Genomic DNA, 23909 nt, shown 5'->3' on the forward strand with positions numbered 1-23909 from the left:
GCTGCGTCGGGCGCGCCAAAGCGGCAATTGTAACAACTCGGCGCGATAATAGGTACGGCAACAATTCTGCCCTACAATTTGTTTTTGTTTTAATAAGTGGAAAATGAAAAAAATCGCCCTGCTCTCCCTGCTGATGTTGTCCCTGAACCTGCACGCCGCCGAGCGCGAATGGACGCCGTACAAAAAACTGATCGAGGGCCTGCGCCTGGACCGTTTCTACGCGCTGCCGGCCGCCGAGCGCGACCGCGTCAACCTGTTCCTCAAGGTGCAGCCGGTCAACAAGAACTACAAGCCGTCCGACGTCGTGCTGACGGTGGTCGACGGCAACGAACGCACGCCGCTGCCGGCGCTGACCAAGGATTTCCGGTTGGCGATCGGCGCGCCCAATCCCAAATGGATGAACGACGACGTCAAGATCATGACCAGCCTGCCGAAGGAAGACAAGTCGGCCGTCAACTACGAGGCCGTCACGCCGCTGCCGGAGGGCCTGCAATGGCCGTACGCGACGGTGATGGGCAGCGTGGGACAGATGAACAAGGCGATCAAGAAGATGGCCGGCGCGATGAGCATGTTCGCCCCGAGCGTGGATGTGGTGCTGTTCAAGTTCGACAAGCCGGCGCAGCTGAAGGTCGGCGCCAAGGCCTACAACACCAACGCCAAAAACGAGATCGCGCTCAAACCGGAATCGGACTTGCTGAAGACCAACCCGATGATCGTCGTGTCGGAGCGGCCGTACGAGGCCGAACTGCGGGGCGAGTAAGCCGGGCGGACATAAAAAAAAGCTGCCTGATGGCAGCTTTTAAATAATCCCGAAGGAGGCGAGCCTGATCTGCGGCACTTATGGTTAATAGCCGTGGCTGCTTCGTTCCCGACCTGACCAGGTTAGCCATGCCACAATGCGCAGGGGCCCGCCAAGGTCAATTATACCCTACAGGCCCAACTCCTGCCAAATTTGATCCACCCGTGTTTTCACCTCGGGCGCCATGACGATGGTCGTGCCCCACTCGCGGGTGGTTTCGCCGGGCCACTTGTTGGTGGCGTCGATGCCCATCTTGCTGCCCAGGCCACTGACCGGCGAGGCGAAGTCCAGGTAATCGATCGGCGTGTTGTCGACCAAGGTGGTGTCGCGGGTCGGATCGACGCGGGTGGTGATCGCCCAGATCACTTCCTTCCAGTCGCGCACGTTCACGTCCTCGTCCACCACCACGATGAACTTGGTGTACATGAACTGGCGCAAAAAGCTCCACACGCCGAACATCACGCGCTTGGCGTGGCCCGCGTACTGCTTCTTGATCTGCACCACCGCCATGCGGTAGCTGCAACCCTCCGGTGGCAAATAGAAATCGGTGATCTCGGTGAACTGCTTTTGCAGCAGCGGGATGAACACCTCGTTCAGCGCCAGGCCCAGCACGGCCGGCTCGTCCGGCGGCTTGCCTGTATAAGTGGAGTGGTAGATCGGATCGCGGCGCATCGTGATGCGGTCGATCGTAAACACCGGGAAGGAATCCTGCTCGTTATAGTAGCCGGTGTGGTCGCCGTACGGCCCCTCGAGCGCGTGCTCGTAGCCGGACGGGTGGTTCTCGTCCGGATAGATATGCCCCTCGAGCACGATCTCGGCCGACGCCGGCACCCGCAGCTCGCTGCCGATGGCCTTGACCAGCTCGGTTCGGCTGCCGCGCAGCAGGCCGGCGAACTGGTATTCCGACAGGCTGTCGGGCACCGGCGTGACCGCGCCTAATATAGTAGCGGGATCGGCGCCGAGCGCGACGCAGATCGGATACGGCTTGCCCTTGTTCTGTATGGCGTGCTCGCGGAAATCGAGGGCGCCGCCGCGGTGCGCCAGCCAGCGCATGATGACCTTGTTCGGCCCCAGCACCTGCTGACGGTAAATGCCCAGATTCTGGCGCTTCTTATTAGGTCCCTTGGTGATGACCAGGCCCCAGGTGATCAACGGCGCGATATCGCCCGGCCAGCAATGCTGGATCGGCAATTTGGCCAGATCCACATCGGCGCCCTCCCACACGATGTCGTGGCACGGCGCGCCGCGCAATTCCTTCGGCGCCATGTCCCACACCGCCTTCACCAGCGAGCCCATACCCAGCAGGTCCTTGAAATCCTTGGGCGGCTCCGGCTCCTTCAGGCGCGCCAGCACGTGGCCGATTTTGCGCAGCTCGCCGACATCCTCGGCGCCCATGCCGAGCGCGACGCGGCGCGGCGTGCCGAACAGATTGGTCAGCACCGGCATGTTGTGGCCGGTCGGATTTTGGAACAGCAACGCCGGTCCGCCGGCCCGCAATGTGCGGTCGGATACCTCGGTCATCTCTAAATGCGGCGAAACAGGCAATAAAATGGGTTTAAGTTCGCCCATCCGTTGCAGTTGAGAAATAAAATCTCGCAGATCAGAATATTTCATCGTTTTTTAATTTTTCTTGCAGTGAAGCGTACTGTTTAAAAATACAGGTCAAGTAGTTGATTTTATTGGTTTTCCAGCGAACACAAGCAAAAAAGTAAGACTTAAAAGTTATAGCTTTCATTTGCGTTAGTATTGACTTGATATAAAACGGCTTCTACAATTTGCCCTACTTGAAGAGGACACGGTCTCAGGACCACATGGAAGTACATGTTGATGTTGCTCATTCATTCACGGAGTCGGGGCTCCACATGACATTTTAAGGAGTGTTTTCAAAAGGCGTCTGCCTTACCCCCGAAAGAAGTTGTATTGCGACTGATGGAATACCACAGGGAAAAATCAGCTCAAGCAAGCAATGACGGCGTCCAACGCGCGCACCCATAGCGGCGACGGACGATGATATTTCTGATGCATGGCATTAGCACCCGGTTAGCTGCGTTCGACGCTGGCAGGGACCCGCTTTTACGGCATTTCAGGGGAACTCTATGATTAATCGCTTCACTAGTGCGTCGGCTGCGGCCCGCACTTTCCTGGCTAGCCAGCCAGCGTCGTCGTTGTTCACGACCCGCGTATCGGCAAAGGGCGTGTTGACCACCGCCCAGCACACTTTGACCATTCTTGGTGTGACCGCTTTAGTTGTCATGGCAGTATTTTTTGTTCGTCCGGATCTGGCCAAAGCCTTGAGCGACAGCCTGAACCCGGCTCCGGAAGTCCCAGCCGTCGCCGTCGTGGCGCCGCCGCTGTCGGCCCTGATGGACACCCCCGCACCGGCCCCTGCCGGCTCCGTTGTCAACGCCGCCGCGCCTTTGAGCGCCGACGACAAGGCCCTGGTGGGCACCCAGAAGCAGCAGCAATGGGTCACCTCGTGGCTGTCCAAGCGCTACCGCGTGGCTGGCGACGCCGCCAACATGCTGGTGTCCACCGCCTACCTGACGGCCCGCGAGATCAAGCTTGATCCGCTGCTGATCCTGGCCGTGATGGCGATCGAATCGGGCCTCAATCCGTTCGCGGAAAGCCCGGTCGGCGCGCAAGGCCTGATGCAGGTCATGTCCAAGGTCCACCACGACAAGTTCCAGGAAATGGGCGGCCTGCAAGCGGCGCTCAATCCGGTCGCCAACATCCGCGTCGGCTCGCTGATCCTCAAGGATTACGTCAACCGTGGCGGCTCGGTCGAAGCCGGCCTGAAAATCTACGTCGGCGCGGCAGCGTTCGAGCACGACGACGGTTATGGTTCCAAGGTCCTGGCGGAATACCAGCGTCTGAAGCAGGTTTCGGCCGGCAAGAAGGTGCCGACGATCACGCCGATGATGGCAGCCGCGCCAGCCAAGCAGGCGCCGCAGACCGCGCCGATGGCGTCCGCCGCCACCGCGAGCAACGACACGCAAATCGCCGGCCTCTAATATATATAGAGCGCCGCGTGAAAAAGGCCGTTCAGTGCAGACTGAACGGCCTTTTTCGTTGGCGTTGCCGATTTCCCAATGTGCTGTTTTGGGATTTTCGTAGGGCGGATTAGCGCAGCGTAATCCGCCATGAGCCGCCGACGGAGCTTGGCGGATTACGCTGCGCTAATCCGCCCTACGTGGTTACGTGGTAATGCCCCAGCAGCTCAGGGGCAGCTAGTCACCTTGGTCTTGACGCCGTCGCGGAACGGATCGCGTCCACCGGTGACACCATTGGTTTCCTTGTACGCGCAATACGTGCCGCCGCCTGGCGTGTGCACCTTCGTCACCAACCGGCCATCGGGCGTGCTGACCTCCTCCATCGTCGTGCCGCCGTCGTTGCCCACATAGGCGCCGCCTATCTTGGCCGCCAACAGCGTCGTCTCGTTGGCGATCTTCTTGTCGCGCGGATTCCAGGCCTCCTTACGCAGCTGCTTGTCAACAAGAGCGGCGCTTTTCAGCGCGCGCTGCCGCAGGTCTTCGCCCGCTGTCGCGGGTGGCTGCGCGAACGGGTCTGGCGGCGGCGTGGTCTGGGTGATCGCTTGGGGCTGCGTCGGAGCGGCTGGCGTCGGCTCCACCGGCGACGGAACCGCCAGCAGCTGGGCAGCGGGCCTGGATAGCGGCCGCGCGGCCACCTTGGGTACCGCCGCTGGAACAGGCTGAGCCCGCTTAACCGGCGCCAGGATATAAGTGATGGCCTGATGCGGCGTCACGGAAGCCGCGAGAGGCCGCTCAGGCGTCTGCCAGACGAAAAACGCCAGCACGTGCGCGCCGCCGATCAGCGCCAGCCAGCCGCGTCGGCGCCACGCTGCACGGCCATGGACAGGATAGAGTTCGATAACGCCGCCCCAGGATTAATCAAAAATCAATCAATTCTGAGATGCAACATGATCTGCGTCAAGGTGAATGTAAAAAAAGCCACCGCAAGATACCTTGGGTGGCTTGTCGCGATACCGGCGCGGTTTAGCGCTTCTTGTCGGCCGCCACTTCGTCCGGACGCAGGCGCGCGGCCAGCTTGTCCAGCACGCCGTTGACGTATTTGTGGCCGTCGATACCGCCGAACGATTTGGTCAGCTCCACCGCCTCGTTGATGACGACGCGGTACGGAATCTCCAGGTTGTTCTTCAGCTCGAACGCGCCGATCAGCAGCACCGCGTGCTCGATCGGCGACAGCTCGGAGACGCCGCGGTCGACCAGCGGCGCGAACGTCTCGCGCAGGGCCACGGAATCCTTGATCGCGCCGTACAGCAGCACGGTGAAGTGGTCGCCGTCGGCCTTGTCGAAGCCGTGCGCGCCACGGATGTTGTTCACCACGGTGGCGGCGTCTTCATTGTTCAGCAGCCACTGATATAAACCCTGCAACGCGAACTCGCGTGCGCGGTGACGCGGCGTGCGACTCTTGCTGGGGTTGGCGTGCAAAATTTTATCTGTCATGGTTGTACCTGTTCTTAATTACTTGGTGCTATTGCAAAAATGCGGGTTGGCGGATTACGCTGCGCTAATCCGCCCTACGTGGTTCCGTAGTTAATTCCGTTTCGTGGTGCCGATTTATTCGTCGTCGCCCTGGTCTTGGCTCAGCTCTTCGAGCGCGATCGTCAGGTTGGCCATTTCGACCGCCACGCGCGCGGCGTCGGCGCCCTTGACGCCCATGCGGGCTTCGGCCTGCTCGTCGTTCTCGGTGGTCAGGATCGCGTTGGCGATCGGAATGCCGTAGTCGAGGCCGATGCGGGTGATGCCGGCCCCCGATTCGTTCGACACCAGCTCGAAGTGGTAGGTCTCGCCGCGGATGACCGCGCCCAGCGCGATCAGCGCGTCGAACTGCTGCGACTCGGCCATCTTCTGCAGCACCAGCGGCACTTCCAGCGCGCCCGGCACGGCCACGTGCAGCACGTCCTCGTCGGCCACGCCCAGGCGCTTGAGTTCAGCCAGGCAAGCGGACAGCAGGCCGTGGCAGACGTCCTCGTTGAACCGCGCCTGGACGATGCCAATGCGCAAACCGTCGCCGGACAAATTGGTTTCGTAGCTTCCTACCGTCATGATGAGCCTCTTTAATATGGGTGTGTTAGTTCGGTTTGGCCATGTAGCCGGTCACTTCAAGATCGAAGCCTGTCATCGACGGCATCTTGCGCGGGCTGGCCAGCAGCTGCATCTTGCAGACGCCGACTTCCTTCAAAATTTGCGCGCCGATGCCGTAGCTGCGCAGGTCCATGCTGGCCGCGCGGCCCTTCGGTTTGGTCTCCGGCTTGTCGAGCGCCTGGAATTGCGCGAAGAACTGTTCGGCCGTCTCCTCGCAGTTGAGCAGCACGATCACGCCGCGCTCGGCGGCCTTGACCGCCGCCAGCGACGACGACAGGTTCCACGAGTGCGTGGTCGCCTCCGATTCGAGGATGTCGAGGATCGATACCGGCTGGTGCACGCGCACCAGGGTTTCCTTGCTCTTTTCGATCTGGCCGTGCACCAGCGCCAGGTGCGCCGAGCCGCTCGGCTTGTCGCGGTAGGCGATCATGCGGAACTCGCCCTGCGCCGTCTTGAGCTGGCGCTCGCCGATCTGCTCGACGAGCGACTCGTTGCGGCTGCGATAGTGGATCAGGTCGGCGATGGTGCCGATCTTCAGATTGTGTTCCCGGGCGAATTCCAGCAGATCGGGCAGGCGCGCCATGGTGCCGTCGTCCTTCATGATCTCGCAGATCACCGAGGCCGGCGTCAGGCCGGCCATCGCGGTCAGGTCGCAGCCGGCTTCGGTATGGCCGGCGCGCATCAGCACGCCGCCCTTTTGCGCCTTCAGCGGGAAGATGTGGCCCGGCTGGACGATGTCCGACGGCTGCGTGTCCTTGGCCACGGCCACCTGGATGGTCTTGGCGCGGTCGGCGGCCGAGATGCCGGTGGTCACGCCCTCGGCCGCCTCGATCGAGACGGTGAAGTTGGTGCCGAAGGCGGTGCCGTTGCGGGTCGACATCATCGACAGGTTCAACTGGTCGCAGCGCTCTTCGGTCAGGGTCAGGCAGACCAGGCCGCGCGCGTGCTTGACCATGAAATTGATGGCTTCCGGCGTGACGAAGTCCGCCGCGAGCACCAGATCGCCTTCGTTTTCCCGGTCTTCTTCATCGACCAGGATCACCATGCGGCCAGCGCGCAATTCGGCGACGATTTCTTCGGTGCTGGAAATTGACATTTTTAATCCTTGGGAACTATGCGAGAACAGGCCGCTATTTTAAAGGATTTACGCCTTCCCTACCGTAAACAGCCGCTTTTATCCGCCAAACCACGGACTTTCCGTCCCACGACCTTTGCTTATTGCAAACATTACCTACCCGTAAGGCGGGCGCCGGCTCCGGGCGCCATGCCAAAGGTTAGAATCGGACACCAATCAACCAGGAGATCATGCCGATGCGTCAAGCGACAACCCAAAACCCGGCGCCGGCGCCGGCGGCGAAACTGCTTGCCGCGTTGGCGTTCGGCGCCATGGCCGTTCCGCTGCACGCGCAGGAGGGGCCGCCGATCACCCCTTACCGTCCATCGGTGTCGAGCCCGGCGCAGTTGCCGGCGCCCGGCCAGCTGGAATTCGAAATCGGCGGCCTGAGCAGCAAATCGGACGACGACCGGCGCGCCAGCCTGCCCTACACCTTCAAACTGGCGTTCAACGAGCAATGGGGCGTGGTGATCGGCGGCGAAGCCTACGTCTCATCACACGCCGACGGCAATCCGCGCCAGCGCGGTATCGGCGACACGACGCTGGAACTCAAACGCGCCTTCGCGGTCGACGACGCCAGCGCCTTCGGCCTGGAGTTGGGCGTGAAACTGCCGACCGCGAAAGACAGCATCGGCAGCGGCAGCAGCGACTACGTCCTCAACGGCATCTACAGCCGGGACATGGGCGTGGTCCACATGGACGCCAATCTGAACGCGACGCGGCTCGGCGCCTACGAGCCCGGCAGCGGGCGGGTTCAAAAAGGCTGGTCGGCGTCGTTCTCCGCGCCCGTGTCGGAGAAATGGGGCGTGACCACGGAACTGTCGGGCACGCATCGCAGCGGCCAGGACAACACCGCGCAATTGCTGGTGGCCGCCACCTACAGCCCGACCAAGCGCCTGACCATCGACTGGGGCGTGGCCAGGGGGCTCAATTCGGCATCGCCGGATTGGTCGCTGTTCAGCGGACTGGTGCTGCCGCTGGCCAAGCTCTGGTAGCCATTTATTCCTGACAGGAATAAATCAAGCAACCTCCACGCTATAGGTGGGGGGCTGGGGTTACAAGCATACTGTTTCCAACGGAGAGGGAAAACAAACCTTGATCTCCCGCATCGACGAAACAGGAGCTGAAAATGAACGTGATTGGTTATGAAATTGGTGAAATCCACGCCGAAGCGGCTATGACATCGGATATCGTGCTGCCGCTTGGTCTGCCGTTCCAGAAACTCAACGATTACGTGGAGATCGAACGCCGCTCGATGGACACTTATCGCGGCATGAACCGCAAGTACACGCCGATTCAATACGACACCGTCACCGGCGGGCCGATTTGCGGCGGCCGCTACGTGTTCGACACGTGGGAAAACGTCCAGGATTACTTCCGCTGGACGCAGGACGAACTGGAATTCGAGCCGGGCGTGAAATTCTGGGACCGCGCCATGTTCCAGCAGGTCGACAAGCACATCTGGAAAGTCATCGGCGCGCACGACTTCACCCACGTCGAAACCCACGGCGTGAACCGCTTCGAACGCTGGCACTACACCGCCGGCGCCGCCGACGCCAAGCGCATCCTGACCGAGGCGTGGCCGCACATCCGCGAAAAGGCGATGCAAGCCGGCCTCGGTAGCGTCTGGTTGCTGGACCAGCCGGACGAGAAGCAGATCGCCATCATGACCTCCAACGCCAGCGCGCGCGAGGACAACGATGTCGAGGCCGCGCAGCGCGCCGTCGCCAAGCTGGCCGCCATGGCATCGCTCGGCGAACTGCTACCGGCAAGCCTGGGCTTGACCACCGCCTTCAACCGCACCAGCATGGTGTTCTCGACCTGGCTGCCGCTGTCGCGTCAGAAAAAAGGCGCGCCGGCCATCAACCCGATGTCGCCGCCGCTGCCCTTCCCCGACGTGCCCGCGCAGGAAGTCTAGCCGTTGGCCCTCAGGCTCCCAACTTGTCCATCAAAAAATCGATGAACACGCGGAGCCTGGCCGGCTGCACCGGGGTTCTCGGGAAAATCAGATAAAACGGCCGGGTCGCGCCGCCGTATTCCTGCAGCAACTCCACCAGGCGTCCGGCCTTCAGGTCGTCCTCGACGGCGAATCGATACATCTGGTAAACGCCGGCGCCGCCGCGCGCCAACGCCAGACCGCCGAGGTATTCCTCCTCGCAAACGATATCGCCGGCCACCTCGTATTCCCTGACGACGCCGTCCTCCACATAGCTCCACAGTGAGTTCTTGCCCGTCCGCGGCAGCAGGAACTGGATGCACTGGTGATGGGCCAGATCGGCCGGCGTGCGCAGCGGTGGTGCGGCGCGCAAATATTCCGGCGACGCGACAATGACCAACTCCGCATCCTCGATTTTTCGCGCCACCATGCCGGAGTCGGCGGGCGTGTTGCCACGGATGGCGATGTCGAACTGCTCGCTCGTCAGGCTGACCGACTGATTGCTGATGTGAATGTTGATCTTGACCTGCGGATACAGCCGCCGAAACGCGGCGATCAGCGGCAGCACCCGCCAGTGTGCGTAAGGCGTCGGCAGGCTGAATCGCAGCCGGCCGGTCGGCACCACCTGGGCGCCGGTCGCGCTTTGCTCCGCCTCCCGCAACAACGTCAGCGCGTTACGGCAACCGTCCACATAGCGCTCGCCGGCGTCGGTCAGCCGCATCTTCCTGGTCGAGCGCACGAATATCTGCAGGCCCAAGCGCTTTTCGAGGCGCATGACGGCTTTGCTGACCGCCGCCGGCGAGATACCGGCGGAATTGGCGGCCAAGGTAAAACTGCCCAGCTCCGCGACGCTTAACAGCAGCTCGATGCTGCCCAGCATGACGTCTTCAAACGCGCGTTGCATGGCAGCGGCAGCTTAAGGCATCGACGCCGCGCCCACCGAAACCATGCGCTCGACATAGCGGGCGATCAGGTCGATTTCCAGATTGACTTGCTTGCCCACGCTCAGGTGCTTCAAGGTCGTCACGGCGATGGTGTGCGGAATCAGGTTGATCGAGAACTGGCACACCAGGTCGGCGCCGGTGCCGATGTCGGTCACGCGGTTGACCGTCAGCGACACGCCGTTGACGACGATCGAGCCTTTGAAGGCCAGGAACTTGGCCAGGTGGTGCGGCGCCTCGACGACCAGCTCCCACGACTCGCCCACCGCCTCGAACTTGCGCACCACGCCCAGGCCGTCGACGTGGCCGGTCACCAGGTGGCCGCCAAGACGTTCGCTCAAGGTCACGGCTTTTTCCAGATTTACTTCGGTCAGGGTGTCGAGGCCGACGGTGCAGTTGAGGCTTTCGCGCGAGACGTCCACGCTGAAGTTGGTGTCGGTCTTTTCGATCACGGTCATGCAGGCGCCGTTGAGGGCGATCGAATCGCCCAGCGCGACGTCCGCCAGCGGCAAGCCGCCGGCGTTGACGTTGAGGCGCACGCCCGCGAACGAGCCGCCTTCCAAAGGTTTGACCGATTCAATTTTGCCGACAGCGGCGACGATTCCAGTAAACATGTGAGTGCAATCTTAAAGATGGGTGAATCTTGCAAGGATACGCAAATCGGCGCCGATCTGCTTAACCTCGTGAAATTTCAGGCGGCGCTGCAGCGACAAATCGGTCAGCGCCGGCAACGCGAACATGCCCTGGGCGTCGCCGATCAAGCTTGGCGCCAGGTACAGCAGCAGCTCGTCGACGCAGCCCTCGCGGATCAGCGAGCCGTTGAGCTTGCCGCCCGCCTCGACGTGCAGCTCGTTGATCTGGCGCCGGCCCAGCTCGCGCATCAGCTCCGGCAGGTCCACCTTGCCGGCGGCGTTGGGCAGCAGGATGACTTCGGCGCCGGCCTCGCGCAGTGCCGCCTCCTTGTCCGGATCGGCGACCGCCGCCACGATCCACGTGCCGCCGCCTTCCAATATCTTGGCGTCCAGGCTGATCTCAAGCTTGCTGTCGACCACGATGCGGCGCGGCTGGCGCGGCGTCTCGACCGCCCGCACCGTCAGCTGCGGATCGTCGGCCTTGACGGTGCCGATCCCGGTCAGGATGGCACAGGCGCGCGCGCGCCAGGCGTGACCGTCGGCGCGCGCCTCCGGCCCGGTGATCCACTGGCTAGTGCCGTTGTGCAGCGCCGTCATGCCGTCCAGGCTGGCGGCGGTCTTCATACGAACCCACGGCAGGCCGCGCGTCATGCGCGAGAAGAAACCGATGTTCAATTCATAAGCTTGCTCGGCGAGCAGGCCGGTGCTGGTCTCGATGCCGGCCGCGCGCAGCTTGGCCAGGCCCTGCCCGGCGACCAGTGGATTGGGGTCCTCCATGGCCGCCACCACGCGGCCGAGGCCGGCGTGCACGAGCGCGTCCGAGCATGGCGGCGTTCGGCCGAAGTGGTTGCACGGCTCCAAGGTGACGTAGGCGGTGGCGCCGCGCACGTCGTGGCCGCGCGCCTGCGCAGCCTTGAGCGCCTGGATTTCGGCGTGGTCGCCGCCGGCCTGTTGCGTAACGCCGGCCCCGATGACCTGGCCGTCGCGCACGATCACGCAGCCGATGTGCGGATTGGGCGACGTCGTATAGAGCCCCTTCGCGGCCCACTCCAGCGCCAGCGTCATGCCTTCGAGATCGTTGCTGATGTTCACGTTGTCCTTAATCGTTGAGTACGCCGGCCGCAAGCGCAGCCAGCGTCATTATAAGCAAATTGATATTCGGTCGTTCCAACATGCCCAAACCGTCCAAGACCGAATATTGACATCGCACTCAATTCAAATATTGTTGCCTTGATGTTTATTCTGAAACGCTCGGGGTTTTCGCCCAAATTTCTCCCGAGAGCTTCTTCCGGCACTCTCCGTCGACGCTCAGGTTCGTGACAATTGAATAGATTCCAGTTATCAAATTTTCATACAATCATAATTTGCGCACGAAGAAATAGCCGGCACACCATTCGCTGCACGCCTATCGACTCCCACTAAAACTGCACCACCCATGTTTTTTGAAGCTAAGGACCAACAGTGGACAACGACCATTCACCTCTGCCTTATCGTGAAATTTTTCAAGATCTGGTGGTCGATTATCTAATAGCAAAAGGTGTACGGCCAGAATGCCCAAGTTGTGGTCATGGCCTTAACGAAATTCACGTACGTGCCAATCGGAGTGTGACGGTAGTATCTATGCCTGGCATTGATACCTCAGACCGAGGCACAGCATTGATGAATCCGCACAGTGGTAGTTTGGTGATAATTTGCGAGTGTGAGAATTGCGGGCATTTTCGACACTTCTCCTATCCTAGGATTTTGGCATGGGTGGCTGAAAGGAAGGCAACCCGTGAGTAACGTCTCCAAAGGCCCGTGGGCTACAAAAAAGGATGACCGCACTCCGATTGACGGTGGCGGGCAACCGCCCTATGATGGGGATATGGAAAAACGCGTCGAAAAACTGGAAGCCGACCTTACCGCCATCAAAATCGATATAGCGGTGATTAAGGCCAATGGTGCTACCAAGGCCGACGTCGCGGAACTGAAAGGTGCCACCAAAGCCGACATCGCGGAGGCAAAAGCTGCAATTATCATGTGGGTGGTCGGCGCGATCTTCATTGCGCAGTTGCTGCCCTCACTCCTCAAGATGTTCGTCAAGTAAACGATGAGCCCGCTTAGCGCGGGCTTTTTTACGTCCGCACAATGCGTCTAAGTGCTCGTCGGCGATCTATTCGAGGGGTTCCCGTTCAGCCGCGCCCCCGCGCCGCCAGAGCTTGCATCTGGCCGAGGTCGGGATATTTCGCCGGACAATCCACCGCAAGTGGAGCTGCGTCGGCGGGCACCATCAGAGCCAGCAGCAACACGCCACCGCGCAATCCAGAAACTATCGAAGATGTTCGACCCCATGGGCCCCGGCTACACGTCCATCCCACGTCGGTGAACCCATGCCGCTGCCATCAATCATTAACGCCGCCGCAATTGGCGGAATCGACGGCCGGGTCGCACACGCGCAGCCGGCCCAGCATGTTGATTTTAATGTTGCGTGCGTCGTTGCCGCGCGCCAGCGACAACGTGCCCCAGCGCGCGGCCAGGCTGTTGCTTGCACTGCAGCTGCGTCCCGCGCCGTTATAGGCCAGGTAAAGCGGCGTCGCACCGGATGAAAAGGCGGAGACCAGCGTCATCCCCTCCGGCAGCGGCCCGTGCTGGAATAGGCGCTGTTCGCCGGCGTCTGGCCGGCGGTTGCCGTTGTCATCGACGAATACCACCCAGCCTTTCGCCCAGTCCGTACCGCTCGCCTCCAGTGGCCCCAGCATGACAGGACCGCCGCGCGCGATCGCATGCGAGCGGGTCAGGTCGATGGCGGCTACCAGATCGTTGGTCGCGACCCGCAGTTGCTGCCGCCGCATCACGTCTTGATAAGCGGGCGCGGCGGCGCCAAGCAGTATGCCGGCCAGCACCAGCACCACCATCAGTTCCACCAGCGAGACTCCGGCGTCTTTCCTTTCCATGGCTCCCCCGCTCAGCGCCAGCAATTGGCGCGCGTGCCGGTCGAGAGCCGTTCGCCGGTGCTGAGCAGCTTCATCTCCCGGCATTCGTCGTCGCGGAAGTTGACGTCCACCTTGGCGGTGCCGGCCGTGGCCACCAGTTGCACGCACTGCTCGATCGGCTCGTTGTCGCACGCTTTGCCTTCGATCTCATAGCCACTGGTCTGCGGGCGGCTACCGCTCCACCATTGGAACTGGCGCTCCTCAAAACCGGTCGAGCCGGAGGAAAACGCCAGATACGTGCCGTTCTGCGTGAAATAGCGTTCCTCCTGCAACATCAATCTGAGCAGCATCGCCTGGGCCTCGTTGCGGCGGGCGCTGATCACATGCTGCTGCCAGGATGACATGGCGCTCCCCGCCAGCACGCCCAGTATGACCATCGCGATCAACATTTCGATCAGGCTGGTACCTTTATGTCGGTTTCGGCTCATTTCGCCGCCCCATGGAGTTCGCGCCAGTTGCCCACCTCGCGCCAACTCAGGCGGCCGGCGCGCAACTGGACCTGGACGTGACCGGCGGCCACCATTCCTTGCGGCGTGAGGTCGGCGACGGCCAATTCCCTGTACAAGCGCGCGCGGCCAGTCGGATCGCGCGGCGTCCTGGTGGCAGTGACGGGCAGTAGCGACGGGGTCGCCCGATAACCATCGGATATCCGGCCGATGATCGCCTGCTCGATGGAGGCGGGCACCGGCAGTCGCGTGACCACGCTATCCCGCTCGGCCAGACCGGTCAGCACGTTGAGCGCATAAGTTCGCTTTCGCGCCTTGTCGCACGTGTCGGCACCAGGCAGCAGCGTGTTGAAGAACACCTCGCCGCCGGCCAGCACGCCGCTGTCGATGCTGCGCTCGCCGGTCGTAGCCGCCTGCAACAAGTCGACGTACCAGCCCATGCTGTCGTATGCCATATTGGCGCCGCCGATGCTGAACGCCGGCATGCCGGCGTCGCCACCGAGAATGCGTTGCGTCAGCTGATTGCGGCTGGTGACGATATCGGCCGGAGTGTGCAGACTATCGCGGATCGCATAATAAGATTGCGGCGCGAAGCTGGCAGAGGTGCGGTCCGCCTTTTCGATCAGTTTGCCGGTGCCGAACAGCACCAGATAGCCGCCGCCATCGGCGTATGCCAGCAAGGGCTGCTGGGCGATCGGCTGGCGTTTGCCATCGACGTCGCGCGCGACAAACAGCGGGGCGCCGCCCGCGCCGGGACCGACCGCGCCCACCCACGGCGCGCCGCCGGTGAAGTCGAAGCGCCATAAGTTTCCCTGCAGGTCGCCAGCGTAGCCGTAACGTAGCGCGCCGGCACGGTCCGTCACCAGCACCGGGGCGTTGAGCGCGTTGGCCAGCGTGGCATCGGCGATCGGCGTGATCAACCGGTAATAGTTGACGTTGAGTTGCCAGGGCGCGTCGCGCGGTTTGTCGACGGCCAGCAGGAACAAGGCGCCCTTGCCCGTCGGGCTGGCGTGGCCGTCCGCCGCGTAGTTATTCAATCCGCTGGCGACGACCGCGAAATGACGGTAGACCGGCACGCCCGCGGCAGTCCGCGTGCGCAGCTTGGCGATCTGCGGCCGCGTGGTGACGTTGCCCATCATCGCGTCGTCGCGGTCGGTGAATTCCCACAGCACGCCACCTCCGTCGGAGAAGCGCGTGGGGTCGGTGACGTCCAGCGCGAAAACGCCTTGCGCGCCGCCGCCCATGCCGGAGATTAAGACCGTTTTGCCGGCACCGGAAATCATCGCCTCGCCAGCGCTGGCGGGGCCGTCGACGTAGGCTCGGTGGCTGTAGTCGGGATCGGCCAGGCGGTTCAGCGAGGAGAACAGCGCGTTCGGTACGTAGGCGAACAGTTCCGCGCCATCGGCGGCGTTGAAGGCGTGCAGCATGCCGTCGTTGGCGCCGATATAAATGACGCCGGGCCGCGCTACCGACGGCTCCACGTAGACGGGCGTGCTGTGGATGGAGTCGCCCAGCACGCCGCCGCGCGCGCGGAACAGTTTGCCTTCCTGGGTGCGGTCGCCGCGCAGGAAGGCCAGCCGTTGCTCGCCCAGCGCATCGGGGATCGTCGACGAAGGGGCTTGGTCCAGTTGCAGGCGTTGCTCGGCCGATAAGGCGTTCCATTCGAATGGGATCATGTCGAGCGTGCCGTCCGGCTGGACGATGGCGGTGAAGATTTTGCGGGCGGCTGGCGCCGGGCTCGGCGCGTTTGTGGCGTCGCCGGTCAGGCGGACGCCGGCGTCCCAGGCGGCCGTTGGTGTGGACGGCAAGCCCGCGGCGCCGGGCAGTAAGGTGTAGCGGGAAAAGTGTCCGCTCCAGTCGGTCGGGTTGGTGCTGGCCTGGAACAGGTCGCCGGCGCTGGCACTCGCGGGCGGCGGTGCCGGATGCAATAGAGAGGCGCCTTCGAATTCGGCGGCGACGGTTCGCGGGTTGGCGGCGCGGCAGGCGGCTGTTAGCGGTTCGCTGGCGATGTCGAGGCTTGGGGGCGCGGCTTGTGCGGCTGCGGCTATTATCATCGCCGCTGGAATCAACAGGTGTTTGATTTGCATGCGTTCTCCTTGCCCGCTAGGGCCGTCGGCGGCGCCTGGCGGATTACGCTGCGCTAATCCGCCCTACGTGGTTTAGATTGATTTTGGTTTTCGTGCCGTTTTCGTGCGTTTCCTTTGTTACTCGGGCTTGCTGTATATGCTTTGCAGGACCACTTGCGTCGCGCGCTTGGCGCCGAAGCCGATGACCGTCACCCGGTAGCAATAGCTGGGCGCGGCGCCGGCCGAGGCGTCCTCCCCCGGCTGGTGGCATTCGGTGCGTTCGATCAGGTAGCGCGGCTTCTTGAACGGCAGGAAGCCTTGCCCGGTCTGCATCGCCGCGCCGGTTGCGGCGCCGTACTCGGTCGTGCAGGCGCCACCGTCCGCGGCGCCGGATAGGTCGACACGCTGCCACACGGGCGCCTCGCCGCACGCCTCGTCGACGACCTTTGCCGTCCCTTGCTGAATGTCGCGCTCCGCATCCGCCAACGCATCCTCCGCCGCTTGAAACGCCACGTCCCGATCGCGCTCGCCACGCGCCGCCTTTTCGCCCTGCAAACTCAGTTGCGCCGCCGAGACGCCAAGCAACATCACCAGTATCAGCATCAGCAGGCATACCAACAGCGCCACGCCGCGTTCGCGCCCCACCCCGCACCGCGCCGCCACGCTCAGTCGCTCCGGTTGCGCAGCGCCACCGTCATCCCGAACACCCGCCGCGCCCGCCATCGTTGCGACTCGGGGAAGATGCCTTCCGCCACGCGCACGCCCAGGTCGTCGCCGTGGCCGTCGGAATAAGCGGGGCCGAACAAGTCGAACCGCCGCGCCACCCGGTCGGCGCGGGTGTTGTTCTCGCCGTGCAGCAGCAACGCGAGCTTGATGCCGCAGACGCGCTTCCAGTGGGTCTTGCGGTGCAGATCGCGCCGTAGTTCGTCGGGCGTGGCGCCCACCAGCGCCAGCCCGGCGTCCATGGCGTTGATGGCGGTGGCGTTGACGAAGGTGTTGGGAATGCCGTCGGCCGGCTCGTCGCTGTCGAGGCCGTACAACACCTGGAACGAATCGACGCCGCGCACGATGGCGTCCGCGCCCCAGCCGGCGGCGCTACGATATTTGCAGCGCAGTTCCGGCTCGCCGCCGGCGTCGGCGGCGACATAGAAAATGCTCCAGCCGCGTTCGACCGTGGCCGACGGCGCGCCCACGCCGAAGCCGGCGCAATTGAGGCTGGAGCCGTCGCCGTTGGCGCCCTCGCCGTGGCCGGAGAAGCGCAGCGCCAGCACGTCGCTGCCGTTGGCCACGTCCGGCGCCAGTCCGGCGATGCCGTCGCTGTTCTTGGTGATGCTGCTGGCGTCGAACCCGGCCACGGCCGCCGGCTCGTTCGCGGCCAGCTCGGACGGCGCCTCCGTGCCGTTCCAGTTGACGTGGGCGCCCTGCCGTATCGCCTGCGACATGATCTCCAGCGCGTAGCGGCCGCCGTCGTCGATCCAGGTGTTCTCGCTGTGGTTGCGATAGTTGCCGCTGGCAGCCAGCAGCAAGCCGCTGGCCAGCAAGGTCAGCACCAGCCCCAGGCCGCATGCGATGATCAGTTCGATGATGGTCCAGCCGCCCTGCCGCGCGCGCTTCATGGCGCCCCCGCGACGGCGGCCAGGGCGAGCGCGACCCCGGGCACGTATTCGCCCGCCTCGTCCTTGCGCGCCGTGCCATCCGGGTTCTTGCCGCGCCAGCCGACCTTGACCACCAGCGGCGCGCCGGCGCCGCCGCTGCACGCCCAGCGCAGCTTGCCGCCCGACCACACGCCGGCGTCGCGGCAGATCACCGCGCGGCCGGCTGGCAGGTTCTCGCGCATCAGCGATTTCATTTCGTACAGGTCGAACGCGGCCAGCTGGGCGCCGTCGCAGGCGCCGCCATGGCACAGCGCGGCCGGCACCGGCGGATTCGGTTCGGCCAGCGCGTCGTAGTCCAGGGTCAGGTAGGGGTTGGCGCCGTCGGCCAGGCGCATCTGTTCGGGATTGGCGCGCATGCGCTCGGCCATGCCGGCGGCCAACCAGCCGGCCTGCGCCAGCAAGGTGGCCTGATGACGCGCGCGCAGCGCCGTCAATTGCATCGACACGCCGCCGACGACGCCCACCGCCAGCACCAGCACGGCGATCAGGATTTCGACCAGGGTAAAGCCGGCAACGGCACGGGCCGTATGTCGTGCACGCATCGCAAACCTCCGCAAGTCGACAGGGACTACCTCAGAAGGTAGCAGCGGACAATGGCAGAGGTATGAGGTGGATCAACTGTGCGCTAGCGGGATGCTAGCTTTTACGGGGCTTGCGGTCCTGGCCGACTTCGGCGATGGCGTCCTGGAACTCGGCCAGGTCTTCGAAGTTTTTGTAGACCGAGGCGAAGCGGATGTACGCGATCTTGTCGAGGCGCTGCAACTCCTGCATCACCAGCTCGCCGATGTAGCCGGTGTCGACTTCGCGCTTGCCGCTGGTGAGCAATTTTTCTTCGATCGATAAAACGGCCGCGTCAACGGCGGGCGCCGCCACGGGACGCTTGCGCAGGGCCAAGGTCAAGCTGCCGCGCAACTTGGCGGCCGAATATTCGGTGCGGCTGCCGTTCTTCTTGACCACATACGGCATGACGAGCTCGATGCGCTCATACGTGGTAAACCGTTTATCGCATTTGCCGCAGCGCCGGCGCCGGCGGATGGAATCCCCTTCCTCGGATACACGCGTATCGAGAACCTGGGTATCGTCATGCTGGCAGAACGGACATTTCATATGAGCCATGGGCAAACTTACATTGAACCACTTAACGGGACGCCGGCCAGGCCGGCGTCCCGCGTTACTACTTACTACTTATTACTTGGCGTAGACCGGATACTTATCGGCCAGCACCTTCACCGCCGCCTTGACGCGCTCGATGGTGGCGGCGTCGTGCGGGTTGTCCAGCACGTCGGCGATCAGGTTGCCGACTTGCTCGGCTTCCGCTTCCTTGAAGCCGCGCGTGGTCATCGCCGGGCTGCCCAGACGGATGCCGGAAGTGACGAATGGCTTCTGCGGATCGTTCGGGATGCCGTTCTTGTTGGTGGTGATGTGCGCCGTGCCCAGGATCGCTTCGGCTTCCTTGCCGGTCAGGTTCTTCGGACGCAGGTCCACCAGCATCACGTGCGACTCGGTGCCGCCGGACACGATGCGCAGGCCGCGCTTGATCAGCGTCTTGGCCAGCACGTCGGCGTTCTTGACCACTTGTTGCTGGTAGGCCTTGAATTCCGGCGTCAGCGCTTCCTTGAAGGCGACCGCCTTACCGGCGATCACGTGCATCAGCGGGCCGCCCTGGATGCCGGGGAAGATGGCCGAGTTGATGATCTTCTCGTGCTCGGCCTTCATCAGGATGATGCCGCCGCGCGGGCCGCGCAGCGACTTGTGCGTGGTCGACGTGACGAAGTCGGCGTGCGGCACCGGGTTCGGGTACAGGCCGGCGGCGATCAGGCCGGCGTAGTGCGCCATGTCGACCATGAAGTAGGCGCCAACGGCCTTGGCCACGGCGGCGAAGCGCTCGAAGTCGATTTTCTTGGAGAAGGCCGACGCGCCGGCGATGATCAGCTTGGGCTTGTGTTCCTTGGCCAGCGCTTCCATGGCGGCGTAGTCGATGTCCTCTTCCGGGGTCAGGCCGTACGAGACGACGTTGAACCATTTGCCGGACATGTTGAGCGGCATGCCGTGGGTCAAGTGGCCGCCTTCGGCCAGCGACATGCCCATGATGGTGTCGCCCGGCTTGAGCACGGCGAAGAACACGCCCTGGTTGGCCTGCGAGCCGGAGTTCGGCTGCACGTTGGCCGCTTCCGCGCCGAACAGCTGCTTGACGCGGTCGATCGCCAGTTGCTCGACGACGTCGACGTATTCGCAGCCACCGTAGTAGCGCTTGCCCGGATAGCCTTCGGCGTATTTATTGGTCAGCTGCGAGCCTTGCGCTTCCATCACGGCCGGCGAGGTGTAGTTCTCCGACGCGATCAGCTCGATGTGGTCGTGCTGGCGGGTGTTTTCTTTTTGGATGGCGCCGAACAATTCCGGGTCAACGCTGGCGAGGGTGTGATCTTTTGCGAACATGAAAAACTCCAATCGAATGAGTAACTGTAGTACTTGGCAGGCTGGATCGAATGAGGGACGCCGATAGCGGACAGGCAGCCTCTTCGTGCTTTCCATCGATGGGCTGCCCAGGCGAACGGCTATTGAAATCTCACGTTTCCCGGTGGATGCCCACCTTTCGCCGACGGATCGACGCACCTTTTTGGGGCCGACCGCAGCTTTTCGCCAGTTACGTGAGACGTAATGGAACCCGGATTGTAATTTATGCGCCAGATTTGAGCAAGGAAGTGATTGCTCAAAGATTAAGCATTGGCCGCCGGCGTACCGCGCCGCTGATTGTGAAATATTTCTCTGCAACAACTTTCCCATGATAAACTAAAATGATCGTGTTATTTGCACCGCGTCCGTCGTCCAGCCGATGTTTCACCCGCCACATCCACCAAGGAGTTTTCGCATGGTTACCAGCAAGTCCCCCCTGCATCGAACCAGTCTCGCCACCGCCCTCATCGCTGCATTGACGCCATGCGCGGCATTGGCCGCTCCGGATGTTGTGCTCGAAAGCTATCAGTTAAGCCAACCAAGCTTGGCGTACACTCAACCGAGCGTCAGCGCCGACGGCCGCTACGTGGCCTACACCCTGCATACCGCACAGGGAAAATCGGTTTATCTCCGCGATCGCGTGGCCGGCACCGAAGAGCCCGTCGCCCTGACCCAGGGTGGCGCGCCGGCGGCGCAAGGTGGGCAGTCCGCCGTCATTAGCCGTGATGGGCGCTATGTTCTGTACTCCTCCCGCTCGCCGGACATGGGCGTGCCGGTTGGCGGCGGCGGCTATTTTTTGTTTGACCGCATCAACCGCAGCACGGAAGCCGTCGTGATCGTGGCTGGCAACAAGATCCAGGGCACGATGTACGCCGGCATCAGCAGCGACGGCCGCTACGTGACCTATCGGCTGGTCGACTCGACCAGCCAGCCCGTCTATGTGCGCGACATGCTCAGCAAGACGACGCAAGTCACGTCAGCCACGAGCACCTTCGTGGTTTCCCAGGACGATCCCATGTTTATCAGCGATGATGGCCGCTATATTAGCTACCAAGGCAAGCCGGGGACCACCGGAACGATATGTGTTTGCGTGCATGACCGCGCCACCGGCGGCACCGAGGTCGTCAATGTCAACAATGCTGGGCAAAGTCCATCCTCCAATGGCCTCAACAAACATGGCATGAGCGCGGACGGTAGCGTGCTTGTGTTCGCCAACAACTCGAATAATCTATCGGCGGGGGATGCCAACGGCACGTACGACGTCTTCATTCGCGATCGCAAAGCCGCCACCACAGAGCGCATCACTTACGGCGCAAGCACCTGGGCATCCGGGGAGCAAGGCGTAAGCATCAGCGGCGACGCCCGCTTTGTCGCCTTTTACGGCTATGGCGTGTCGCCGGCCACCATCGCCTCCATCGGCCTGTACCAATATGACCGCACCACCAAGGTCGCGCGCCGGGCGCTGATGCCCCTCACTGTGGGGGCCTACCGTCCCTCCCTCAGCGCCAACGGACGATATGTGGTTTATGATTTCCGCAGTCTGAGCGCATCAAATATCACGCATCTCAACACTGCAGACTTCGGTGTCCCGTCCGGCCTGACACTGTCGCAAAAAACACTCACGCTGACCGAGGGCGGAGCCGCCGGCACCTACACGGCGGTGCTGGATCAGGTTCCCAGCGCGAACGTGATCGTCAACGTCACGCCCAACGCCCAGCTGGGTGTCGCCCGCTCTCAGTTGACGTTCACGCCAGCCAACTGGAATGTCGCGCAAACGGTCAGCGTACAAGCACTGCAAGACGGCGTCGCCGAAGCTCCGCACGACGGCATCGTCACCAACACTGCCAGCAGCACCGACCAATCCTACGTCGGATTGCCCGCCATCCAAGTAACGGCTCACATCAGCGACGCCCTCACGCCAACCATCTCCGTCCCGGCCCCGATCGATTCGCCGAATCTGCTGCTGGCCGGCACCGCCTCGCCCGGCGCCACCGTGTTAGTTACCTCGGTGAACTTGAATGGCGGCGGCATCGTGTCGGTCAGCACCATTGCTGATCCACAGGGTAACTGGAACGTCACCCTGTCGGGCATCGGCTACGGCAGCTTCGAATTACAGGCCGAAGCGGATGGCATCAAGAGCGCTATTTATACATACGTCAATGCCGCGCCGGTAAGCCAACCATGATCGGATCCTGATCGTTGCGGCAGCCCCCGTGCTGCCGCCGAGCGCGTTAACCCTTCATGCTTGTTTCGGCTACAATTTTGTATTGCCCCCACTAAAGCACAAGGATAGAACATGATCGTCTTCATCACTGGCGCCACCGCCGGCTTCGGCGCCGCCATGGCCCGCACCTTCGTTCAAAACGGCCACAAAGTGCTGATCAGCGGACGCCGCGAGGACCGCCTGCAAAGCTTGTCGGCCGAATTGGGCGGCGCTGTGCTGCCGGTGGTGCTGGACGTCACCGACAAAGCCTCGATCAAAGCCGCGCTGGACGGCCTGCCCGCCGAATGGAAGCAGATCGACGTGCTGATTAATAACGCCGGCCTGGCGCTGGGCGTGACCCCGGCGCACGAATCGTCGCTCGACGACTGGGACACGATGATCGCCACCAACTGCGCCGGCCTGGTCGCCATGACGCGCGCGATCCTGCCGGACATGGTCAAGCGCGGCAGCGGCACCGTCATCAACCTGGGCTCGGTGGCCGGCGCCACGCCCTACCCGGGCGGCAACGTCTACGGCGCCACCAAGGCGTTTGTCGAGCAGTTCACCTTGAATCTGCGGGCCGACCTGGTCGGCACCGGCGTGCGCGCGACCAATCTGGCGCCCGGCCTGTGCGGCGGCACCGAGTTCTCCAACGTGCGCCTGAAGGGCAACGACGAAGCCGCCGCCAAGGTGTACGAAGGCACCGTGCCGCTGACGGCCGAGGACATCGCCAACACCGCGTACTGGATCGCCACCTTGCCGCCGCACATCAACATCAACCGCATCGAGATGATGCCGACCTGCCAGGGCTACGGCCCGCTGGCGATCAAGCGCAACGTCTGACCCCCCCACGGGCGGAGGGGTCGTACCCCGTACGGGGTACGACCCCGGCGGTTCATCGTCGTCCGGGTTGACGCGTATGTACCCCCACGCTGCAATTCGTAAGCGGTTGTTACAATCCTTGGCAAGTTGCCTGTAAACCGCTTAACTGTCGCCAGTGCAATCTTTGCGCCCCGAGTTGAAATCCCGCATAAGCGCCGGGACGGACGCGGCTTTGCCCGTCGAACCTTCAACCAAAAGAACAAAATCGCGTAGAATGTTGCTCAACACAACTTGCAATCATAACAACATGCCAGCAGAGTTCATCTGGAACGTCCGGGTCTACTACGAAGACACCGACGCCGGCGGTATCGTCTATTACGCGAACTACCTGAAGTTCTTCGAACGCGCGCGCACCGAATGGCTGCGCCAGATCAATGTGAACCAGCACGCTTTATTGCAAGAACACGACGCTATGTTCGTCGTCAAAAGCGTCAGCGCGGAGTATCATGCGCCTGCTAAGCTTGACGACGTAATAAAATTAACACTTAGTATCGAAAAATTAGGACGCGCCTCGCTCTCCTTTATTCAGGAGGCCTGGTGCGGCGAGCAATTGCTGAACACGGCGCGGGTCAAGGTCGGCTGCGTCGATTCGTCGCTGCGGCCGCGCGCGGTGCCGCCGGCGGTCGCGGACCAAATGCGCAGCACCACCAACATCACCAAAACAGACTGATCAGACTGATAAA

24 protein-coding genes, 1 other RNA gene and 1 riboswitch are annotated in these 23909 nt (G+C 62.8%); of the genes, 8 read left to right on the plus strand and 17 right to left on the minus strand.

Annotated features, from left to right (window positions below):
- The first annotated feature begins 103 nt into the window (after positions 1-103).
- A complete protein-coding gene (locus JOD97_RS16525) occupies positions 104-760 on the plus strand; it encodes a hypothetical protein (protein WP_209719936.1) in 657 nt (218 codons plus the stop codon).
- A 54-nt stretch (positions 761-814) separates the two neighbouring features.
- On the opposite strand, the gene ffs is transcribed toward JOD97_RS16525, so the two are convergent.
- Together ffs and ubiD are read right to left on the minus strand one after the other, a co-directional pair.
- An RNA gene (gene ffs / locus JOD97_RS16530) (signal recognition particle sRNA small type) lies at positions 815-913 on the minus strand.
- A gap of 15 nt (positions 914-928) precedes the next feature.
- Complete coding sequence (gene ubiD, locus JOD97_RS16535) at positions 929-2413, minus strand: 4-hydroxy-3-polyprenylbenzoate decarboxylase (RefSeq protein WP_209719939.1); 1485 nt, start codon at positions 2411-2413, stop codon at positions 929-931.
- Between the two features lie 482 nt (positions 2414-2895).
- Between ubiD and JOD97_RS16540 the strand changes: the two genes are divergently transcribed.
- Positions 2896-3810 carry a transglycosylase SLT domain-containing protein gene (locus JOD97_RS16540; protein WP_209719942.1) on the plus strand — a complete coding sequence of 305 codons (915 nt, stop codon included), beginning with the start codon at positions 2896-2898 and terminating at the stop codon, positions 3808-3810.
- Positions 3811-4016: 206 nt separating this feature from the next.
- Here JOD97_RS16540 and JOD97_RS16545 read toward each other — a convergent pair whose 3' ends face one another.
- The 4 genes from JOD97_RS16545 to ribBA form a co-directional block, all read right to left on the minus strand.
- Entirely contained in the window at positions 4017-4613 is a 597-nt protein-coding gene (locus tag JOD97_RS16545) for a hypothetical protein (RefSeq protein ID WP_209719945.1), read from the minus strand.
- 199 nt (positions 4614-4812) lie between these two features.
- A complete protein-coding gene (nusB, locus tag JOD97_RS16550; RefSeq protein WP_209719948.1) occupies positions 4813-5283 on the minus strand; it encodes a transcription antitermination factor NusB in 471 nt (156 codons plus the stop codon).
- Positions 5284-5397: 114 nt separating this feature from the next.
- Entirely contained in the window at positions 5398-5886 is a 489-nt protein-coding gene (gene ribH, locus JOD97_RS16555) for a 6,7-dimethyl-8-ribityllumazine synthase (protein ID WP_209719951.1), read from the minus strand.
- 25 nt (positions 5887-5911) lie between these two features.
- A complete protein-coding gene (gene ribBA / locus JOD97_RS16560; RefSeq protein WP_209719955.1) occupies positions 5912-7021 on the minus strand; it encodes a bifunctional 3,4-dihydroxy-2-butanone-4-phosphate synthase/GTP cyclohydrolase II in 1110 nt (369 codons plus the stop codon).
- 215 nt (positions 7022-7236) lie between these two features.
- Here ribBA and JOD97_RS16565 point away from each other — a divergent pair, with 215 nt between their 5' ends.
- Both JOD97_RS16565 and JOD97_RS16570 read left to right on the plus strand, forming a co-directional pair.
- Entirely contained in the window at positions 7237-8034 is a 798-nt protein-coding gene (locus JOD97_RS16565; RefSeq protein ID WP_229264480.1) for a transporter, read from the plus strand.
- A 182-nt stretch (positions 8035-8216) separates the two neighbouring features.
- On the plus strand, positions 8217-8957 hold the full coding sequence (locus JOD97_RS16570) for a hypothetical protein (RefSeq protein WP_209719958.1): 741 nt from the start codon (positions 8217-8219) through the stop codon (positions 8955-8957).
- Between the two features lie 10 nt (positions 8958-8967).
- Here the strand turns inward: JOD97_RS16570 and JOD97_RS16575 are convergent, their stop codons facing one another.
- Genes JOD97_RS16575 through ribD form a run of 3 tightly spaced genes read right to left on the minus strand, consistent with a single transcriptional unit; the run spans position 8968 to position 11640 of the window.
- Positions 8968-9879: a LysR family transcriptional regulator gene (locus tag JOD97_RS16575; protein ID WP_209719961.1), complete on the minus strand. Its 912-nt coding sequence runs from the start codon at positions 9877-9879 to the stop codon at positions 8968-8970.
- Positions 9880-9891: 12 nt separating this feature from the next.
- Complete coding sequence (locus tag JOD97_RS16580; protein ID WP_209719964.1) at positions 9892-10530, minus strand: riboflavin synthase; 639 nt, start codon at positions 10528-10530, stop codon at positions 9892-9894.
- A 12-nt stretch (positions 10531-10542) separates the two neighbouring features.
- Positions 10543-11640, minus strand: coding sequence for a bifunctional diaminohydroxyphosphoribosylaminopyrimidine deaminase/5-amino-6-(5-phosphoribosylamino)uracil reductase RibD (ribD, locus tag JOD97_RS16585; RefSeq protein ID WP_373999869.1), 1098 nt, complete (start codon positions 11638-11640; stop codon positions 10543-10545).
- Between the two features lie 682 nt (positions 11641-12322).
- Between ribD and JOD97_RS16590 the strand changes: the two genes are divergently transcribed.
- Positions 12323-12634, plus strand: a complete 312-nt coding sequence (locus tag JOD97_RS16590) for a hypothetical protein (RefSeq protein WP_209719968.1) — start codon at positions 12323-12325, stop codon at positions 12632-12634.
- Positions 12635-12929: 295 nt separating this feature from the next.
- On the opposite strand, the gene JOD97_RS16595 is transcribed toward JOD97_RS16590, so the two are convergent.
- The 8 genes from JOD97_RS16595 to glyA form a co-directional block, all read right to left on the minus strand.
- Positions 12930-13481, minus strand: coding sequence for a GspH/FimT family pseudopilin (locus JOD97_RS16595; RefSeq protein WP_209719971.1), 552 nt, complete (start codon positions 13479-13481; stop codon positions 12930-12932).
- An 11-nt stretch (positions 13482-13492) separates the two neighbouring features.
- A complete protein-coding gene (locus JOD97_RS16600) occupies positions 13493-13948 on the minus strand; it encodes a type IV pilin protein (RefSeq protein ID WP_209719974.1) in 456 nt (151 codons plus the stop codon).
- Positions 13945-16053 (minus strand): pilus assembly protein, encoded by a 2109-nt coding sequence (locus tag JOD97_RS16605; RefSeq protein ID WP_209719977.1) that lies wholly within the window; start codon positions 16051-16053, stop codon positions 13945-13947. The genes JOD97_RS16600 and JOD97_RS16605 overlap by 4 nt, the downstream gene beginning before the upstream one ends.
- 117 nt (positions 16054-16170) lie before the next feature.
- On the minus strand, positions 16171-16695 hold the full coding sequence (locus JOD97_RS16610; protein ID WP_373999870.1) for a PilX N-terminal domain-containing pilus assembly protein: 525 nt from the start codon (positions 16693-16695) through the stop codon (positions 16171-16173).
- Positions 16696-16697: 2 nt separating this feature from the next.
- Positions 16698-17648, minus strand: a complete 951-nt coding sequence (locus tag JOD97_RS16615; RefSeq protein WP_209719983.1) for a PilW family protein — start codon at positions 17646-17648, stop codon at positions 16698-16700.
- Positions 17645-18229, minus strand: a complete 585-nt coding sequence (gene pilV / locus JOD97_RS16620; protein WP_209719986.1) for a type IV pilus modification protein PilV — start codon at positions 18227-18229, stop codon at positions 17645-17647. The genes JOD97_RS16615 and pilV overlap by 4 nt, the downstream gene beginning before the upstream one ends.
- Before the next feature lie 94 nt (positions 18230-18323).
- A complete protein-coding gene (gene nrdR / locus JOD97_RS16625; protein ID WP_209720521.1) occupies positions 18324-18794 on the minus strand; it encodes a transcriptional regulator NrdR in 471 nt (156 codons plus the stop codon).
- Between the two features lie 81 nt (positions 18795-18875).
- Complete coding sequence (gene glyA, locus JOD97_RS16630; protein ID WP_209719989.1) at positions 18876-20123, minus strand: serine hydroxymethyltransferase; 1248 nt, start codon at positions 20121-20123, stop codon at positions 18876-18878.
- Positions 20124-20221: 98 nt separating this feature from the next.
- Positions 20222-20345, minus strand: a riboswitch (ZMP/ZTP riboswitch).
- A 211-nt stretch (positions 20346-20556) separates the two neighbouring features.
- Here glyA and JOD97_RS16635 point away from each other — a divergent pair.
- The 3 genes from JOD97_RS16635 (at position 20557) to ybgC (ending at position 23896) form a co-directional block, all read left to right on the plus strand.
- Positions 20557-22326 carry a hypothetical protein gene (locus JOD97_RS16635; protein WP_209719991.1) on the plus strand — a complete coding sequence of 590 codons (1770 nt, stop codon included), beginning with the start codon at positions 20557-20559 and terminating at the stop codon, positions 22324-22326.
- 111 nt (positions 22327-22437) lie between these two features.
- Positions 22438-23187: an SDR family oxidoreductase gene (locus tag JOD97_RS16640; RefSeq protein ID WP_209719994.1), complete on the plus strand. Its 750-nt coding sequence runs from the start codon at positions 22438-22440 to the stop codon at positions 23185-23187.
- A gap of 286 nt (positions 23188-23473) precedes the next feature.
- The gene (gene ybgC, locus JOD97_RS16645) at positions 23474-23896 is read left to right on the plus strand and encodes a tol-pal system-associated acyl-CoA thioesterase (protein WP_209719997.1); all 423 of its coding nucleotides are present in this window, start codon (positions 23474-23476) and stop codon (positions 23894-23896) included.
- Positions 23897-23909 lie beyond the last annotated feature (13 nt).

It is taken from the genome of Duganella sp. 1411, from assembly GCF_017833525.1.
Classification (GTDB): domain Bacteria; phylum Pseudomonadota; class Gammaproteobacteria; order Burkholderiales; family Burkholderiaceae_D; genus Rugamonas.